Genomic DNA, 16,970 nt, shown 5'->3' with positions numbered 1-16,970 from the left:
CGGGGCACATGGTACATCGTGCGGTTCGTTTTCCCAAACCGGAATGATACCAATAATTATAGCTTAATCTTCAAATTAGAAAAATTCACCTTATTTCCTTATGAACCATAAATTAGAACTAGGATATTTATAATAATTGGAGGTTTTACGATATGTGTACCGCCATTACATTACAATCTATGCAGAAGGAGAACTTCTTTGGAAGAACGATGGATTTTTCCTATCCCATTGAACCTGGACTTTATGTAATACCGAAAAATTACCAATGGAATAGCCTAATATCAACGAAAAAATACATTGATGACTACAGCTTTATCTGTATTGGTCAAGAAACAGATGGTATGTTTGGTATTTTTGATGGTGTAAATGAACGAGGATTTGCTGCTGCAGTTTTATATTTTGAAGGTTATGCTGATTATGATTTACCGATAAAAGATAACGAGCCAATTGCTTCTTTAGATTTTCTACATTATATTTTAGGACGTTGTGGCTCCGTAAATGATTTAAAGGCTTTATTAGAAAACATCGGTATCGTAGGTGTACCAGATCCCGTTACGCAAAGAGCTGCTCCCTTACATTGGATTGCTACCGACAGAAGTGGCAAAAGTGTTGTAATTGAGCAAACGGAAACGGGGCTTGAGGTAATTGATAACCCTATAGGAGTCATGGCGAATAGTCCTGATTTTCACTGGCATATGACCAATCTAAGAAATTATACAGATGTATCCATTACGCAACAAAAAGAAGTTCATTGGGGAAATGTATCATTAACCCCTTTTAGTCAAGGTGGAGGAACAAGACATCTACCCGGAGGCTTCACCTCTCCTGAACGTTTCGCTCGTACAGCATTTCTAAAAACACATGCTCAAGTTCCGGAAAGCCGATCCGAAGCAGTTATGACATGTTTTCATATTATGAATAGTGTTTTTATTCCCAAGGGCATTGTCCAAACTGATAGAGGAACCTATGATTATACGAAATATGTTGCTTTTATGAACACGAATACATGTGAATATTACTTTAAAACATATGAGAATAATCAAATCATAACGGCAAGCCTTTGGGACTATTGTATGCACGGGACGCAACCAATCTTTCTTGGAAGCATTGTACACCCTCTTAACATTTGAACATCATTAGTTGTATTACACTCTAGCTGCGAGGAAGTCATAAGAACATATTTATACAGTTTCCACGGGGCAACATAGATGCAATTAAAGCTGACTGGAAAAATAGCCTAGATCGTATTCGACAATATACTGAACGGGTATAAAAATTCAAGACGATTGTAATTATGTAAAAGAGCAGAAAAGCACTGATTACACGTATGTAATCAGTGCTTTCTTATTACTCAACAGTAACTGATTTAGCCAAATTCCTCGGCTTATCAACATCACACCCACGATGCAATGCCGCATAATATGCCAGCAACTGCATTGGCACAACGCTAACAAGTGGGGTCAACAGTTCATGCACATGTGGTAAAACAAATGCATCCTCATCCTGCTCCAGACCCTTCATGCTAATAACCATTGCATTGGCACCTCGCGCAACAACTTCCTGCACATTTCCTCGGATGGAATAGTTCACATTCGCTTGTGTGGCCAGTGCAATAACCGGTGTCCCGTCTTCAATTAGCGCAATGGTTCCGTGCTTCAACTCCCCTCCAGCAAAACCTTCTGCCTGGATATAAGAGATTTCTTTCAGCTTCAATGCTCCTTCTACACAGACATTGTAGTCTGCACTGCGGCCGATGAAGAATGCATTGCGTGTTGTTGGTAAATAGTCTCTTGCTAGGCCTTCAATCTCATCTTTCTGGTCTGTTAAAATTTCCATTGCATTTGCAGCAATCGCAAGCTCCTGCATGGGATCGAATTCTAACTCAAGACCTTTTGCCTGTGCCGTATCTACTGCTAAAATTGCGAGTACCGCAATTTGTGCCGTGTATGCTTTTGTTGAAGCAACGGCGATTTCTGGTCCTGCATAAAGATTTAAGGTGTAATCTGCTTCACGAGAAAGGGTGGATCCTGGCACATTTGTCATCGTTAATGCCGGATGTCCCATTTCTTTAATTTTTACTAATACGCCGCGACTATCAGCCGTTTCGCCGCTTTGTGAAATAAACACAAATAACGGATTATCTGATAGGAGTGGCATGTTATATGAAAATTCGCTTGCTACATGGACTTCAACTGGAATGTTTGCTATTTTTTCAATGAACGATTTGCCGACCAATCCGGCGTGATAACTTGTGCCTGCAGCAATGATATAGACGCGGTCTGTTTTCTGCATAGCGCTGCGAATATCAGCATCAAGTTTCAGTTCATTGTTTTCGTTTTGATATTCATTGATAATTTTACGCATTACAAATGGCTGCTCGTCAATTTCCTTCAACATAAAATGCGGATAGGTTCCTTTTTCCATATCACTTACATCAATTTGTGCAGTGTATGGTTCACGATCTACCACCGTACCATTCAACTTCTGGACTTCAACAAAGTTGCGGTTCACAACTACGATTTCCTGATCGTGAATTTCCAAGTATTGATCTGTCACTTTTAATGTAGCCATTGCATCACTCGCGACAACATTAAATCCATCACCTAAACCTACTAATAATGGACTTTTGTTTTTTGACACATATATATTGTCTGGATCTGCCGTATCGATCATTGCAATTGCGTATGAACCTTTTAAAAGGCTCATGGCCTGACGAAATGCCTCAGCTGAATCCTGATAGGTTTCAAAAAGCTTTTCGATTAACTGAACAATTATTTCTGTATCAGTTTGACTAACGAACATTGCATCACTTAGGTATTCTCTTTTCAATTCCTGATAATTTTCAATAACGCCATTATGAACAAGTGTAAATCTTCCAGACGCGCTCCTGTGTGGGTGTGCATTCTCTTCGTTTGGCACACCATGCGTTGCCCAGCGGGTATGGCCGATTCCCATTGTTGCATGAACCGTATTATCTACGCTTTCTCTAAGCGTTGCAATACGGCCTTTTACCTTCGTAAGATTTATGCCGTCTTCGTTTAACATTGCTATTCCGGCTGAGTCATAGCCGCGATACTCTAATTTTTCCAGTCCATTTAGTAAAATTTCTTTTGTATCATTTAGGCCGATATAGCCTACAATTCCGCACATATCGTTGTTCCTCCTTAAAGGGGTAACAAACGACCATTTCGTTATTTCGGGGCGTTTTGCTACCCCTTTCTCGTGTTGTTGTATGACATCTCACTTTTTTCTTTGGCCAATAAGTCACCTTACTGTTTTCAGAAAAAAGCCTATCGATTGAGATGTACAATCGGGAGGAATCCGCCGAATACTCGATTAACCTCCACCTCGTCAACTACTTTCTATCATCGGTCAGAAAATAGCCCTGGCGCTTTTTCTTGCTTTAGTAACCTCTATGCTCCTTTCTGTTTTTGACTAAGTCTCTTAGCATTCTTAATTTGTTAAGAATGAAGTAAACACTTTAAAGAACACTTCTCATTTTACCCGAGAATAAACAGGTTGGTCAACACTTTTCTTGGCGTTTTGATTAGTTTATGAATGGAGAGAAGTATATGTTCATTCCTTAGCGATAGACTTCATTTTGTATATACCCTTCTCCTAAATGCGCCTCCTACTTTTAACTCTCTATTATTTCACAAACTATGAAAACAAGACCCCTGGCTTCCAAATACCTATATAAACTCTAGCTATATATACCCTTTCTTACTATTTCCGTAGTTTAATCGAACTGTTATTTTAAAAAATTAAAATAATTCATATTAATCATGTTATTTCAAATCTATTACTCTATACTAGTATTAATAACTTTACTAGGAGGGGTAATATTGAAGAAAAAGCATGCGGCGGTATCAGCAATTCTGTCTTCAGCACTCGTTTTAGGTTCTTTTTCTGTAAGTGATGCAGTTGTTATTTCAGAAAGTCCTGGATCGAATTCGGTGAAAACAGGGAAGGTCTGGAATGAGAATGCAAACGTTCCTATTTTTGTAAAGGAGGAATTTGCAGAAATGCACCCAAGCAGTAATGCTGAAAATGCAATGGATTATTTAGAGGAAAATGAACAGGAAATCGGAATTAAGAATGCGGAAGAAAATCTAAAAGTAAGCGATGTTCAAGAGGATGATCTAGGGATGACGCAAGTCCGTTTCAACCAGACTAAAAATGGGGTGCCTGTAGAGGGTACAGAGGTGATCGTACACTTTAACGAAAACGAAGAACTAGTTACAGTTAACGGTAACTACAACCCGGAAGCAGAAAAAACTTCGATAAATACAGACCCAACGCTAGATGAGGAAGATGCTATAAAAGCAGCTAGCTCAGCTGTAGACGCACCACAGAACATGAAATATGATCCTATTTCAGAACTTGTCATTTATCCTTTCGAAGAGGAAAAACTCCTTGCTTATAAGGTTAATGTTACATTCATGGGTGAAACCCCTGGTAACTGGTTTGTTTATGTAGATGCGAAAAATGGAAACGTGATCGATCGATATAATACAATCGCACATATTGAAGAGGGAGAATTTCATAAGAGTGTAGGGACAGGTGTCCATGGAGATCATAGGGAACTGCATACAACCAGAGTAAAGCCGCCTCAACAGGGTACCAATTTCATTCTGGCTGATAGCTCTCATGAAGGATTGGAAGGAATTTACACCTTTGATTCCAATACCGATGAAATTGCTGTGAATAACAGCGCATCCTGGAAGAAGGAATACCATCACCCAGCTGTCGATGCGCACTATAACTCAGAAAAAGTTTATGATTATTTCCTGAATGAACATGATCGTAACTCGCTAGATGATGAGGGTATGGCCATCATTTCCTATGTTAACTATGGTACGGACTTTAACAACGCGTTCTGGAATGGTCGCCATATGACGTATGGAAATGGAGATGGCGATTATATGGTTCCACTATCCGCAGGTCTGGATGTAGCTGCCCATGAAATGGCGCATGGTGTAATTACAAATACAGCTAACCTGGAATACCGCTTCGAATCTGGAGCACTAAATGAAGCATTCGCCGATATTTTTGGTGCATTGGTTGATGAGGATAATTGGGAGATCGGAGAGGATATCATGGGCCCTGGGGCAATAGCGGATGGAAGGACTTCCCTGCGCAGCCTGAGCGATCCTAGTAAATACCCAGTTAACGAAGAATATATTCCATATGGTGATGGTGAAGGAATGTATCCTTCGCACATGGATGAATTCTATGACCTACCGATGCACTTGGACAACGGTGGCGTTCATATTAATTCTTCCATTATTAACCACGCTGCATATATTACCGGAGAGCAAATTGGAAAAGAGAAGCTCGGTCAGATATATTATCGTGCGCTCGTCACTTACCTGACACCAACTTCTGATTTTAGTGATGCAAGACTGTATATTATACAATCAGCAGAGGATATTTATGGTGAAGGAAGTGAGGAAGCTAGAGCAACTGCTGATGGATTTGATCAAGTAGGGATTTATGAGTAGACCTTAAACACAGCAAAAGCTTGAGCTTGCAGGGGGTTTAATCCTTTGCAAGCTTTTAATTTATCATTTTAGAGGAAGAAAAATCTAGCAAGAATTATCATCAGGAACCAGCATATGAAAATACACTCCCGTTACTTCACGGATTATTTCTATATTACTGTTGCCAAAGGCAATTAGAACACAAGTGGATGGACCTGCTGATTTTTCCAGATCCACATCACAAGATAGTTTATTCTCTCTTTTTGTCCATTTTCTCCAAGCAACGGCAACACCCTTGGAACCGACAGGCAGCACATCTTTTACCTCTTCCATTTGACAAAGTTGCTGAAACAAAGCGAGTGGTATGACTTCATCCTGCTTCTCGAGTACTTCATTTCCAACTAACGGTGCTCCAATCACGGCAAACGCTTCTTCACCAGTCCATTCAGGGTCCCGGTTTCCCTCTATTCTAGTCCCAATAACCGTTACACCAAGACCTGACTGCAAACTGGCAAAATTGCTCTCCGTACTTCCGGTAATTGGGAGCATATCCAGCTTCAACGCTTTCAAAACATCTTCCGCCCCATTTTTATAATCCTCCCAGGCATTGTCACCGGTAAAATTTTGCATCACAATCGTCCGCGGCTCTGCTCCTACAGCAAGGCACTCCATCATGGCAACACGCAAAGCTGAGTAGCCTACAACGGAATTCGATGTATGAACTTCATCCCGTGACTTTTCACCGATGGCCCCACTATTATCAGCAGTAATGACTAGTTCCTGATCAGCCGTTAACGGTACGATGACAGCATTGCTCATCGCCTTTTTAATCCTTCTTCTTATTGCTGCCGCGGAAAACTTTAGCGCTTCGTTCATATTCTACATCTGGGACATTCAACCTAGCATTAATGACGCGCGCTGCGGCAAACAAGTAATCTGACAGGCGGTTCACATATTTTAAGGGGATCGGGGAAATCTCTTCTTCCGCCTTCATAAGCGATACAATGGCTCTTTCTCCCCTTCTTGCAACTGTTCTGGCGATATGGATCGAAGCGGAAGCGTCTGAACCACCTGGTAAAATAAATCGTTCCAATTCCGGTGCCTCATCAATTAATTCATCCATTTTTTCTTCCAGATACGTGATCGGCTCTTCGGTTAGTTTATGTTCCCTTTTCTTTGAGATATTAGATAATTCGGAGCCGCAATCAAATAATTCGTGTTGGATTTTCTCAAGGTCTGCCACAATATCTTTAAACAATTCCTTATCTAATTCTGAGATAGCTTTTCCTACAAATGAATTTACCTCATCAATGGTTCCATATGCTTCAACACGGATATCATCTTTATCAACTCTTCCACCTATGACACTTGTTTGGCCTTTGTCTCCAGATTTTGTATATAGTCTCATAATTACAACTCCCTTTTGTTTTTAATTGTATCTTCAATTCCGTACCATATGACATCAACCCGTTCCGCCTTTTCAACCAAATCCTGATATGTCCATCCTGTAATATCTCGCCATAGTCGGTCACGTTTATCAATTGGTACGATACCTTTCGAAATATCAGTGCCGATGATGACGAGCTTTCGCTGACTATCCGCTTCTTCCCACTGCAGCCATGGCTTCATTAAACGGATCACATTTTTACGCAATGTGTCTGATGAAAGTTCAGGGTCTATTTGGGCATGAATCCATTTTTCAACACCTTCTAAAATTACAATAGCTGGTAGCTCGGTGCTCATGGGGTTCATTAGCGCTGTATCATATGCGGATAGCCACCGACACTGATCCGGCTCATAATATTTTTTCACCCATTTTCGCTTTCCGTTATAGGCACCACCTGTAATGAAGTGCATCGGCTATTCTCCCTCCAGTCGCGAGTCACCCAGTAAAGCTTGATCCCAGTACCATGAGGGATTTCCCATTCCCAAAAGTTTTTCCTCTCCTTGGCAAGTTTGGTTAACAGCAAACGTATTACCCCGCCATGCGTAACAAGTAAACTATTTCTATAGCCCTCTTCATTCACTAGCTTTTTCAGCGCATTCCAACCACGATCCACCCTGCTTTCCATTTCAGAAAAGCTTTCCCCATCAGGCGGGCGATTACCAATCGAATCATTCAACCAGTTTCGATATTCAGGGTCATGGCAAAGCTCTGCATAGGTCTTTAATTCCCAGTTGCCAAAATGCATCTCCCGGAATGCCGCACTTTCAACATAAGGAGCATCGGGACAACGTATAGTGGCCGTTTGCCTGCACCGAATTAAGTCACTGGAAACGCAGAGATCGTACACCTCACTTGGCAGTGCTGTTAACCTATGCCGTGCTTCATCAGTAATCGGTGGATCGCTCCAACCAAGGTACCTTTTTTCCAGATTCGCCTTTGTTACACCATGGCGAAAGAGTGTAACAGCCACACCGCTATCCATAACACTAATTCCATCCCTTCTGAACTCGCACCTAACGTGTCCCCTGTGATACCACCGAAGTTCTTCTTTATTTTTCCGGCGAGAAAGGTTCCTATAACAATCATACTACTTATCAAAATAAAATAGAATCCAAGCAATTCCATGTTTAGAAGCGCTATCACTATACCAATTATACCTAAATAGATACCATAAGTAACCCAGAACGTGCTGCTTTTCCCATGTTGAAAAAAGACAGCCATCCCACTATTTCTTGCTGCTGGCAAAAGCTGCAAATAGGCACCCAACAGCATTTTACCAAGAAAAGGAATCAACACCACCATTAAATAAGTCCAAAGAACAGCCATTGTCACCAGTTCATATAAAATAACAAAGCGAACGCTTAGAAAAACGACGATCGTTAGGACCCCAAATGCGCCAACACGGGGATCTTGCATAATTTCCAGCCGCTTCCCTACATCCCTATATGAAAAATAGGCATCGCTTGTGTCAATCAGGCCATCCAGATGAATGCCGCCAGATAAAAATATCAATACAAGCCACAGAAAAAGTGCAATCATAATATCCGATAAAGGTGTATACGACTGAAGGACAAACAAAATAGATGCATAGATCGCCCCCTGCAGTAAACCAAGTAGCGGGAATGTCTTCAAGGCATGAGAAATATAGAAACGGTTCATCGGGAGCTCCCTTTTTATTGGAATACTTGTGAAAAATTGCAGGTTTATGCAGATTCCTATGAAAAACCCCCGTAAACTAGCGAACATCGTTTTCACCTGTCATGATGTTTAAGAGCTTTTTCCAGTCGATATAGGCTTCCAGGTGTTCTGCTAGTTTGTCATAATCGGGCGGCTTATCTGTTGTGGAACGGGCTTCGGTGGTGCCCCGCCCTTCGACGCTATCCTCTTCAGCAAGGTTATGGCCAGTATGAGGTACAACTCCCAGAACGGAAATCCCGGTACGATCCTCCAGCCACTCTCTGCCGGAAGCGAAAGAGGAAACAACCCCATGAAATTTATTTATAATCAGCCCCTTCACCCGCTGCCTTTCATCCGTTGTCAGCAATTCCAGCGTCCCGACAATACTGGCAAATGCGCCTCCTCTATCAATATCAGCCACTAGAATAACAGGAACATCAGCCATTTCCGCTACAGCCATATTGGCAAGGTCTCGGTCTTTTAAATTCATCTCTACTGGGCTGCCTGCGCCCTCTATCAGCATGAAATCATAGCTTTGTTCCAATTGATTTAATGCCCCCTGAATAGCTTGCTTCGCTACATCATAATAAGATTGCTTATAATCCTGTCCAGGTATGATGCTCCTTTTTTCTCCGAGAAGCATCACCTCTGTCTGCAGATTTTCGCGAGGCTTTAATAGAACAGGATTCATGAGAACAGAAGGGGGGAGGCCGGCCGCTTCCGCCTGCTGGGCCTGCGAAATACTCATTTCTTTCCCGTCTCTTGTTACGATTGAACGACCGGACATATTCTGTGCTTTAAACGGCGCAATCGCGTATCCTTTATTTGCAAATAACCGACATAGACCAGTAGTGAGTATGCTTTTTCCCACACTGGAAGCTGTACCCTGGATCATCATCCCCTTCATACCGCTACCCCTTTCTTGCAAATCGGTATACCGCTCTCTACCAAATAGGCAGTATCCGCCTGGTCTACGATGTTTTGATGAACAATTCCGATTATGTATTGGTATTTTCTTGTTAACGATGCTTGATGCGGAACATCTTGCATTACCTCATTGGAAACAACAACTAACCCACCAGAAGCCTTCTGTAGACTGAAAATATCTGTTAACATCCTGTCCATCAGCCCACTGGGATCATCGATGTTTTGATGAAATAAATAGTTGTTTAATAATGTAGTTACACAATCAAGTACAAGAATATCCTGTTTTGAAAAGTGACTGGAGATACGTTGCAGGTTATACGGACATTCCCATGTTTGAAAGTTTCCAGACGCTCCCGAGCGATTTTCCTGATGACGCGCTATTCGTTCGCGCATTTCCTTATCGGAAGGAACGCCACATGCAATATAATGTAAATTCACGTCCAAGTCCCTGCTCCAATTTGTTGCCAATTCTTCAGCAAAAGAGCTCTTCCCGCTGCGAACACCGCCGGTAACGAAAATCAGTTTTCCCTTTTCCATTCGGATAACACCTCCATCAACAAACTATTTTCCGCTTCCTTTTTAATCGCCACGCGAAGCCATTCTCCTTCGATCCCTGGAAAATTATACGTGTGACGTAAGACAAGTCCTTTCCTGAGTAAAAATGAAAAAAGTTCCTGCTGGTTGCGGGAGGAGGGATCTCTAATTAAATAAAAATTGATCGCTGATGGACTATGCTGAAAACCTATTTCCCTGAAGTATGCAAACAGCCGATCCCTTTCTCTCTTGATATAGTCACGGGTTAGTAAGACATGCTGCCGATCATCCAAGCATGTCTTACCAGCTTTTAAAGCAATTGCATTAATACTCCAATGGGCCTGCCTTTTATGAATTTGCGACAGGACTTCCGGGGTCCCTGCGAGATAGCCTAGCCGCAAGCCTGCAATACTGTACATCTTTGTCAGTGAGCGCAGCACCAGTAGGAATGGCGATTGGCTGGCTTTATCAATAAACGTTACAGGACGATCAGCGAAATCATAAAATGCTTCGTCCAAGATTAATAGGACTTCTTTCTTTTGGCATGTGTCGATCAACCATTCGACAGTTGGACGATCATATTGAATACCTGTTGGATTATTCGGGTGGCAAAAAAACACAGCATCCACAAGACCCAACTTCCGCTCCAATGATGTCTCATCCAGCTCCCATTCGGGCGGGTAAAGAACATGGTGGAAAATTGTACAGTTTTCACTCCGGCAAGCGGCCTCATATTCGGAAAAAGCTGGATGGATGATCAGCACCTTTTTTCCTTGGAGATAACGGGCGATTAACGTAATGAGTTCGGACGCACCATTTCCAGGCAGCAGACAAGATTCCTCGATACCTTCCTTTGCGGCAATTGTTTGTTTCAGTTCAGCAAAGGTTGGATCCGGGTAATCATAAATAGCCTCAAGCCATTTGCCCCAGTTGTGTTTGACTGCCTCAGGTGCGCCTAACGGGTTAATATTCACACTGAAGTCCACGAGCTCCTCTGGCGGATTTATTTCAAGCGCCTTGTATAAATGCTGTGGATTAGAACCATGTGAAGGCAACTGCATAACTTCCTCCCCCTAACCATAAAAGTATAAAAAAGAGTGCGACCGAACGATTCATGATCGAGATTGCATCCAAAATATGTTCCTTTTGCAGGTTTTTATCAGCCCGTCCCATCACAGCACGCTCTGATTTAATTCCTTGATAATAATTCGTTCCTCCCAGCTGGATGTTCAATAGGAGAGCAACAGCCGCTTCCCCCCATCCGCTGTTAGGGCTTGGATGCTTCCTGGCCTCCCGCTTCAAGTCATGAGCTGCCTGTTTCTTCGTTACCAAAGCCGAAGAGCTCGCGGCAATCATACAAAAACCAGTAATGCGGCTTGGCAACCAATTAAGCAGATCATCAAACCGGGCCGATCCCCGACCAAATTGGCCGTATCTCTCATTTTTATACCCAACCATCGAATCACAGGTATTAACAGCACGATACATCATCGCCAGAGGAGCACCGCCAATCAACGCCCAGAATAACGGCGCCGTAATACCATCACTAATATTTTCTGCAACCGTTTCGACAGTCGCCCTTGTTATCTCCCCTTCATTTAAGCCGTCCGTATCTCTTCCAACAATCATCGAAACCTGTTGTCTGGCTTCCCTGACGTCCCCTTTTTTCAAAGGTTGATAAACACGGTGAGCAGCCTTTTTCAAATCGTTCCCGGCAATCGCAGTTGCAATGATGAGTGATTCTGCAGCAATTCCTGCAAAAACGTGAATTTGATAGGCACCGTATACAATTAATAGTGTAATAGAAAATGTCAGGATACCAATAACAACTAGCATAAGAATCCCTTTTGTTACACGCCCGTTCCCCTTATTTAAACGACGATCCAGCCATGAAATAAGAGAACCGATCCAGCGAACTGGATGCGGCCAGGAAGGCGGGTCACCAATCAACCGGTCTATGACCAGAGCGAGTGTTATACTAAGTAAATGATAAACAACCATATGCTACATCAAGCCTTGAGAACGCTGGATCGCTCTTTTTGTTTCTCTATAAACGCTTTTTCCAATTAATTGACCAAGCTTCGTTGCAGAACCTGCATACGATAGGAGGGGACCCTTCCCTGTGGCAGCAACCAGAATGCTATCTGTTGAGGTGCCCGTTGCGATTGTATTGGTCTCGCTATCTGTAATTCCCAGTTCCATTAATGTTTTTGTTTTCGCCTCGGTTGCAGTCATGATCGCCTGAATAAAGGCTTCTTCCGTCAGTCTTCCATTTACAAATAACCATATATTAATCGTTCCGGGAACTCCTTGCCGATGTGTTCCTGTTGTTCGCGTGCTATCTGTCGCATTCCCAACTCCTGCTGTGACTACAGTGAAGAGGGAGACATGATCTTTTCCCCATAATCCATAAGCAACATCTTCCAGCTGAACGGCTGTCATCATTCCCACTGTGCGGGAGGCGTCGAATTCGTTTTTTTCAAGGTAATTCCGCATCTCATGTTCAGGATCCGAACAGTCATAGTCTTTCGAAACCTGACGATTAACAAAATAACTGTTCCAACCAATACCAGCGCCACACACACCGGATGATAATGTTCGCAGCGGAATGGGGGAAGTGAGCGTAATATGCTCCTGTTTCACGTTTAACATGGAAGCATCAATCTTCACATCAGCCGAAAACATGTCTGCTGGGATCAAATGCATCTGCGGTTTAGCGATCTCCGGATGAGGATGCTTTTTCACCTCCGTTTGATAAACCTCTTTAACCAGTGCCTCTGTCAGCACGCCATCCGGTGTATGCAAGGCCCGTGTCCGCCCCTCATCTATTAGTAACAATCGATCACAATACAAACTGGCAAGATTCAAATCATGAAAAATAGAAATGACCGTTAACCCCTGCTGTTTTGCTCCTTTTTTCAATAGATCAAGTAAATCTTTTTGATAGGCTAAATCCAGGTGGTTGGTCGGTTCATCAAGTAATAAAATTTCCGGTTGCTGGGCTAAGGCTTGCGCGAGAAACACCCGCTGTTGCTCCCCGCCTGAGAGCTGCTGCACCGAATCATGCTGGAAACGGGTGATGTTCGTTTGCTCCATGACCATTTGCAGTACTTTTTCATCTTTAGACGTCCAGCTTTGAAACAGGCCTAGGTTGTGCGCGTACCTACCAAGTGCCACCGTCTCCCTCACTGTATAGGAAAATGCATGCGCAGAGAGTTGGGGGAGAACCGCCATTTTCCTCGCCAGTTCTTTTCGTGAAAAATCTGTTATGTCCTTGTTATTTAGTTGAATAGAACCATCTGTACAGGCGATTAATCCGCTGATCATTTTTAACAAGGTTGTCTTACCACTTCCATTAGGCCCTAAGATACCAAAAAATTCACCCTTCGAAACAGAAAAGCAAACATCTTCAATAACTGGCATCCCATCATAGCCTCCGGAAACATGACCCAGATGTAACATTACATCCCCCCTCGATTTCCTTTTCGTTGATTAATCAAAATGATCGCGAATACCGGTGCCCCAATTAATGCTGTGATCACACCAATCGGTAAAATCGTCGGAGAGATAATTGTTCGTGATAAAAGATCTGTCAGCATTAAAAATCCTGCACCAGTTAAAATTGATAGCGGCAAAAGGTGAACATGATCCGGCCCCCATAAGCGTCTGGTTAAATGAGGAATCACCAAACCAACAAATCCTATAGCCCCGGAAACCGCCACTGCCGCACCAGTCAATATTGAACCAGCGACCAAAATGATTAATTTTCGTTTTTGTACATCGACACCTAAATGCTGTGCCCGTTCCTCGCCGAATGACATCGCATTTAATTCTCTCGTGTTGATGAGCAGCAAAAGAGATCCAAGGATGAAGAACGGAATAATAATACCAATATAGCTCCATCCCCGCATCGATACACTACCAAGTAGCCAACCCATAATTTGCTGTAATTGATCACCTGTAAAAGCAATGATAAGGGAGATAAATGCACCTAAAAAAGAGCTAAAAATAATTCCCGTTAAAATAATCGTCTCCACCCGCATCGTCCGGTCCACTTTACGTGCGAAAAACAACACAAGTAAAATAGTCAATAAGGCTGTCGTAATGCTTAAAACTGGCAACGTATAAAGTCCAAGGAACGGAATAGAAATATTAAAAAACAATGTTGCAACAGCCCCAACAGATGCACCAGAAGAAACCCCTAATATATAGGGGTCGGCCAATGGATTTCGCAGCAAGCCTTGAAAGGCCGCTCCCGCAATCGCAAGAGAGGCTCCAACTAAACCGGCAAGAAGTACTCTGGGCAGGCGAATTTCAAAAACAATATTCCTATATGTCGCATCGACCTGTTCAGCTATCGGTAAGTGAAAAATCTGTGCACCAATAATCATTATGATATCTGAAACAGGAACGGACACACTGCCAACCGATATAGCGGTAAGCATGGAAATAATTAAAAATGCGAGCGCAAGCATATAGGCAAATACATAGTTACTCTTCTTCAAAATATTCCGGGTAAACAACTTCAGCAATCTCCCTTGCACCCTCAACTAAACGCGGACCCGGACGACTTACAATATCGGAATGTATATCATAAACGTCTTCATTTTCAACAGCGTCCATGGAGTCCCAGCCGTCACGACTTACTACTTGCTCTACTGGATCGTCCGAATAATGCCCGTATGTCGTTATAATAACGTCAGGGTCCAGTTCCACAATCGACTCTGGATCAATTGGCACCCAACCATCTAGTTCTTCAGCTGCATTATCTGCACCAATAACTTGTAAGAGTGAATCGAAAAATGTGTTTTGTCCTGCAGTAAAAAGGTCCGGTTCAGGTGATACTTCAAAAAAGACCGATTTACGATCCGTTTCATCAATTTCCTCTGCCGTTTCACTTAATGAAGCAAATCCGTCTTCCATATCGCTGACGATTTCTTCTGCCTCATCTGGTGTACCGGTTACCTGGCCAATTTGTTCAATGGCTTCATAAGTTCCTTCGATATCCTGTGCATCATTTACAACAAATACATCAATATCGGAGTCACGAATCTGTTGCAGCCCTTCCTGCGAGGCTTCGGAACTGGATCCATGGGCAAGAACGAGATCAGGATCCAGACTAAGGATTACTTCCACATTCATTTCCAAACCACCAATTGCCTCTTTTTCCTCTACTTCTTCGGGATAATTATCATGGTCTGAGACACCAACGATTTCATCCCCCAATCCAAGCGCAAAGGCGATTTCTGTATTGCTTGGAATCACCGAAACGATACGCTCTGGCTCCTCATCAATCGTCATTTCATTATCAAGCGCATCTGTGACCGTTAGTGGAAATGCTGCTTCTTCTGTTTGTTCGATACTGTCATCTTCGGTATCTGAGTTTTCAGAGCTGCAACCGATTAACAGAGCTAATGTAAGTAGTAATACAAATAAAAATGATAAAACCTTTTTCACGTTAGTACCCCCTGTCGTATTTGTATGAAAATAAAAAAACATCTTCACGAGAAATGAAGATGGATATGTAAAAGGGCAGCCCAAAGAAAATAAACCTGTCCGATTACACCCCCTATTCCTCGTAGGTTTGGTGCGCGTCTGGTTACAGGCAGGTCTCCTGGCTTATGGTCATCACTTGCTGCCCCTTCCCATACATAGAAATGCACAGTGGTCATTACAGCTAGCTCACATATACAGTGGCGGGACCGCGTTGGAATCGAACCAACTTCCCTATTAGATTTCAGAAATTGAAATCACCTGAACCATTGATATTTAATTATTCATTACTTAAATAAGTATACATATTTTTGCAAAATTTGTCATTCTTTTTAGCTTTGAGATTGTTGTTTGACGTGAGCCTCCTTATGTCGAAATACTTCGACGTATTGCAACGAGCCTCTTTATTAAGGGTTAATAGAAATGGTTCATCAAGTTCATGGAGATAATTACTTTTCTGTAACAACCATACTCACCCCTTAACTATACTCTACATTCCTCTTCACCCGTCTATAATACAACAGTGATTTGAGCATAAACATACCAAATTGAGCAAGAAGGACTCCCTGTAAAATAAAAAGCATCAATTCTAAACCATCCACACCTGACCTTATTGCATAATTAAGATTCAGTGCAATAACTCCTACCATCATGAACATAACAGAGCCATATAAAGCCGAATAGGTGATTGCAACACGTCTAGCATGTTTCAATATATGTGTGCTATCACTGTAAAGCTCTGGTCGCGCTTCTCCTTCTGTGTAAACATCTGCCCATATCGACCACTTTGATAGCATCGAATCCAATCCTATAAGTGATCGTTTTGGGGGCTCCTTCTTCAAAATAAAATTGTCGTGTCCATGTATTGATTTTCACCAAATGATACCCTTGTTTCGCCACGGAAGAAAGCCATTCTTCCGTTTTCTCCACATCATAGCTCCAAAATGGCAGAAATATTTTTACCATCACAAAAACTCCCCCTCGTATCTCAGCGCATTTTCATGAAGTTCTTTAAGCCTTTTTATTTCTTTTAACATTAGTTTCTTTCCGGCGTTCGTTATTTCATAGGTTTTTTTCCTTTTTTCATCTGCGTAGACGGTGATAATACCGTCTCTTTGCATTTTCGTGAGTGTTCCGTAAACCGTACCAGATCCCAAGCGAATGCGTTTGTTTGTGATCTCCTCGACATGTTTAATAATCCCGTAGCCGTGTTTCGGTTCTGTCAGCGACAGGAGGATATAGAAGGCGGTCTCTGTCATTGGTATGTACGTTTTGAATGCTTTTTCAAGTTCCATTTTCTCCCCACCTGCCTTATATATCGTGGTGTGACTATATCGCATCGTGATATAGATGTCAAATGGGTATTTTTCCATTAACAAAAAAAGCGCAAGGACTCGGAACACTCCTGC

General features: G+C 42.4%; 18 protein-coding genes and 1 riboswitch. Of the genes, 2 read left to right on the top strand and 16 right to left on the bottom strand.

The genetic code is table 11. The features are described from left to right. The first annotated feature begins 152 nt into the window (after nt 1–152). Nucleotides 153–1,130 (top strand): choloylglycine hydrolase family protein, encoded by a 978-nt coding sequence (locus OLD84_RS02120; RefSeq protein WP_209463122.1) that lies wholly within the window; start codon nt 153–155, stop codon nt 1,128–1,130. A gap of 217 nt (nt 1,131–1,347) precedes the next feature. On the opposite strand, the gene glmS is transcribed toward OLD84_RS02120, so the two are convergent. After that, nucleotides 1,348–3,150, bottom strand: coding sequence for a glutamine--fructose-6-phosphate transaminase (isomerizing) (glmS, locus tag OLD84_RS02115; protein WP_209463123.1), 1,803 nt, complete (start codon nt 3,148–3,150; stop codon nt 1,348–1,350). A 695-nt stretch (nt 3,151–3,845) separates the two neighbouring features. Here glmS and OLD84_RS02110 point away from each other — a divergent pair. Continuing rightward, the gene (locus OLD84_RS02110) at nt 3,846–5,504 is read left to right on the top strand and encodes a M4 family metallopeptidase (protein ID WP_245301560.1); all 1,659 of its coding nucleotides are present in this window, start codon (nt 3,846–3,848) and stop codon (nt 5,502–5,504) included. An 84-nt stretch (nt 5,505–5,588) separates the two neighbouring features. Here OLD84_RS02110 and OLD84_RS02105 read toward each other — a convergent pair whose 3' ends face one another. From OLD84_RS02105 to OLD84_RS02040, 15 genes are all read right to left on the bottom strand, one after another. After that, nucleotides 5,589–6,302, bottom strand: a complete 714-nt coding sequence (locus tag OLD84_RS02105) for a hypothetical protein (protein WP_209463125.1) — start codon at nt 6,300–6,302, stop codon at nt 5,589–5,591. A gap of 7 nt (nt 6,303–6,309) precedes the next feature. Next, nucleotides 6,310–6,891: a cob(I)yrinic acid a,c-diamide adenosyltransferase gene (locus OLD84_RS02100; protein WP_209463126.1), complete on the bottom strand. Its 582-nt coding sequence runs from the start codon at nt 6,889–6,891 to the stop codon at nt 6,310–6,312. A gap of 2 nt (nt 6,892–6,893) precedes the next feature. Next, nucleotides 6,894–7,340, bottom strand: coding sequence for a bifunctional adenosylcobinamide kinase/adenosylcobinamide-phosphate guanylyltransferase (locus OLD84_RS02095; RefSeq protein WP_209463127.1), 447 nt, complete (start codon nt 7,338–7,340; stop codon nt 6,894–6,896). Beyond that, a complete protein-coding gene (locus OLD84_RS02090; RefSeq protein ID WP_209463128.1) occupies nt 7,292–7,912 on the bottom strand; it encodes a histidine phosphatase family protein in 621 nt (206 codons plus the stop codon). Before OLD84_RS02090 ends, OLD84_RS02095 begins: the two co-directional genes overlap by 49 nt. Continuing rightward, entirely contained in the window at nt 7,870–8,589 is a 720-nt protein-coding gene (gene cobS, locus OLD84_RS02085) for an adenosylcobinamide-GDP ribazoletransferase (RefSeq protein ID WP_245301561.1), read from the bottom strand. The genes OLD84_RS02090 and cobS overlap by 43 nt, the downstream gene beginning before the upstream one ends. A 76-nt stretch (nt 8,590–8,665) precedes the next feature. After that, nucleotides 8,666–9,514: a cobyric acid synthase gene (locus OLD84_RS02080; RefSeq protein ID WP_209463130.1), complete on the bottom strand. Its 849-nt coding sequence runs from the start codon at nt 9,512–9,514 to the stop codon at nt 8,666–8,668. After that, a complete protein-coding gene (locus OLD84_RS02075; RefSeq protein WP_209463131.1) occupies nt 9,511–10,071 on the bottom strand; it encodes a bifunctional adenosylcobinamide kinase/adenosylcobinamide-phosphate guanylyltransferase in 561 nt (186 codons plus the stop codon). Before OLD84_RS02075 ends, OLD84_RS02080 begins: the two co-directional genes overlap by 4 nt. Continuing rightward, the gene (gene cobD / locus OLD84_RS02070) at nt 10,053–11,129 is read right to left on the bottom strand and encodes a threonine-phosphate decarboxylase CobD (protein ID WP_209463132.1); all 1,077 of its coding nucleotides are present in this window, start codon (nt 11,127–11,129) and stop codon (nt 10,053–10,055) included. Before cobD ends, OLD84_RS02075 begins: the two co-directional genes overlap by 19 nt. Beyond that, nucleotides 11,104–12,069, bottom strand: a complete 966-nt coding sequence (gene cbiB / locus OLD84_RS02065; RefSeq protein ID WP_209463133.1) for an adenosylcobinamide-phosphate synthase CbiB — start codon at nt 12,067–12,069, stop codon at nt 11,104–11,106. Before cbiB ends, cobD begins: the two co-directional genes overlap by 26 nt. Before the next feature lie 3 nt (nt 12,070–12,072). Beyond that, nucleotides 12,073–13,530, bottom strand: a complete 1,458-nt coding sequence (locus tag OLD84_RS02060; RefSeq protein ID WP_209463134.1) for an adenosylcobinamide amidohydrolase — start codon at nt 13,528–13,530, stop codon at nt 12,073–12,075. Continuing rightward, on the bottom strand, nt 13,530–14,543 hold the full coding sequence (locus tag OLD84_RS02055) for a FecCD family ABC transporter permease (RefSeq protein WP_209463186.1): 1,014 nt from the start codon (nt 14,541–14,543) through the stop codon (nt 13,530–13,532). The genes OLD84_RS02060 and OLD84_RS02055 overlap by 1 nt, the downstream gene beginning before the upstream one ends. 16 nt (nt 14,544–14,559) lie before the next feature. Then, nucleotides 14,560–15,525: an ABC transporter substrate-binding protein gene (locus OLD84_RS02050; protein WP_209463135.1), complete on the bottom strand. Its 966-nt coding sequence runs from the start codon at nt 15,523–15,525 to the stop codon at nt 14,560–14,562. A 130-nt stretch (nt 15,526–15,655) separates the two neighbouring features. Further along, nucleotides 15,656–15,841, bottom strand: a riboswitch (cobalamin riboswitch). A gap of 199 nt (nt 15,842–16,040) precedes the next feature. Further along, the gene (locus OLD84_RS02045; protein WP_209463136.1) at nt 16,041–16,358 is read right to left on the bottom strand and encodes a hypothetical protein; all 318 of its coding nucleotides are present in this window, start codon (nt 16,356–16,358) and stop codon (nt 16,041–16,043) included. Further along, nucleotides 16,288–16,527, bottom strand: a complete 240-nt coding sequence (locus OLD84_RS19420; RefSeq protein WP_390336799.1) for a DUF2812 domain-containing protein — start codon at nt 16,525–16,527, stop codon at nt 16,288–16,290. The genes OLD84_RS02045 and OLD84_RS19420 overlap by 71 nt, the downstream gene beginning before the upstream one ends. Beyond that, complete coding sequence (locus OLD84_RS02040; RefSeq protein WP_209463138.1) at nt 16,527–16,856, bottom strand: PadR family transcriptional regulator; 330 nt, start codon at nt 16,854–16,856, stop codon at nt 16,527–16,529. Before OLD84_RS02040 ends, OLD84_RS19420 begins: the two co-directional genes overlap by 1 nt. Nucleotides 16,857–16,970: the final 114 nt, after the last annotated feature.

The sequence above is a fragment of the Virgibacillus natechei genome, assembly GCF_026013645.1.
GTDB lineage: Bacteria > Bacillota > Bacilli > Bacillales > Amphibacillaceae > Virgibacillus_L > Virgibacillus_L natechei.
Note: the sequence above shows the minus strand (reverse complement) of the source record. Positions and strands in the feature narration are given on the sequence as shown.

Bases quoted from the DNA above. Each gene is read 5' to 3' on its own strand.
- OLD84_RS02120 (WP_209463122.1), top strand. From the start codon at position 153: ATGTGTACCGCCATTACATTACAATCTATGCAGAAGGAGAACTTCTTT.
- glmS (WP_209463123.1), bottom strand. From the start codon at position 3,150: ATGTGCGGAATTGTAGGCTATATCGGCCTAAATGATACAAAAGAAATT.
- OLD84_RS02105 (WP_209463125.1), bottom strand. From the start codon at position 6,302: ATGAGCAATGCTGTCATCGTACCGTTAACGGCTGATCAGGAACTAGTC.
- OLD84_RS02100 (WP_209463126.1), bottom strand. From the start codon at position 6,891: ATGAGACTATATACAAAATCTGGAGACAAAGGCCAAACAAGTGTCATA.
- OLD84_RS02095 (WP_209463127.1), bottom strand. From the start codon at position 7,340: ATGCACTTCATTACAGGTGGTGCCTATAACGGAAAGCGAAAATGGGTG.
- OLD84_RS02090 (WP_209463128.1), bottom strand. From the start codon at position 7,912: ATGGATAGCGGTGTGGCTGTTACACTCTTTCGCCATGGTGTAACAAAG.
- cobS (WP_245301561.1), bottom strand. From the start codon at position 8,589: ATGAACCGTTTCTATATTTCTCATGCCTTGAAGACATTCCCGCTACTT.
- OLD84_RS02080 (WP_209463130.1), bottom strand. From the start codon at position 9,514: ATGAAGGGGATGATGATCCAGGGTACAGCTTCCAGTGTGGGAAAAAGC.
- OLD84_RS02075 (WP_209463131.1), bottom strand. From the start codon at position 10,071: ATGGAAAAGGGAAAACTGATTTTCGTTACCGGCGGTGTTCGCAGCGGG.
- cobD (WP_209463132.1), bottom strand. From the start codon at position 11,129: ATGCAGTTGCCTTCACATGGTTCTAATCCACAGCATTTATACAAGGCG.
- cbiB (WP_209463133.1), bottom strand. From the start codon at position 12,069: ATGGTTGTTTATCATTTACTTAGTATAACACTCGCTCTGGTCATAGAC.
- OLD84_RS02060 (WP_209463134.1), bottom strand. From the start codon at position 13,530: ATGTTACATCTGGGTCATGTTTCCGGAGGCTATGATGGGATGCCAGTT.
- OLD84_RS02055 (WP_209463186.1), bottom strand. From the start codon at position 14,543: ATGCTTGCGCTCGCATTTTTAATTATTTCCATGCTTACCGCTATATCG.
- OLD84_RS02045 (WP_209463136.1), bottom strand. From the start codon at position 16,358: ATGCTATCAAAGTGGTCGATATGGGCAGATGTTTACACAGAAGGAGAA.
- OLD84_RS19420 (WP_390336799.1), bottom strand. From the start codon at position 16,527: ATGGTAAAAATATTTCTGCCATTTTGGAGCTATGATGTGGAGAAAACG.
- OLD84_RS02040 (WP_209463138.1), bottom strand. From the start codon at position 16,856: ATGGAACTTGAAAAAGCATTCAAAACGTACATACCAATGACAGAGACC.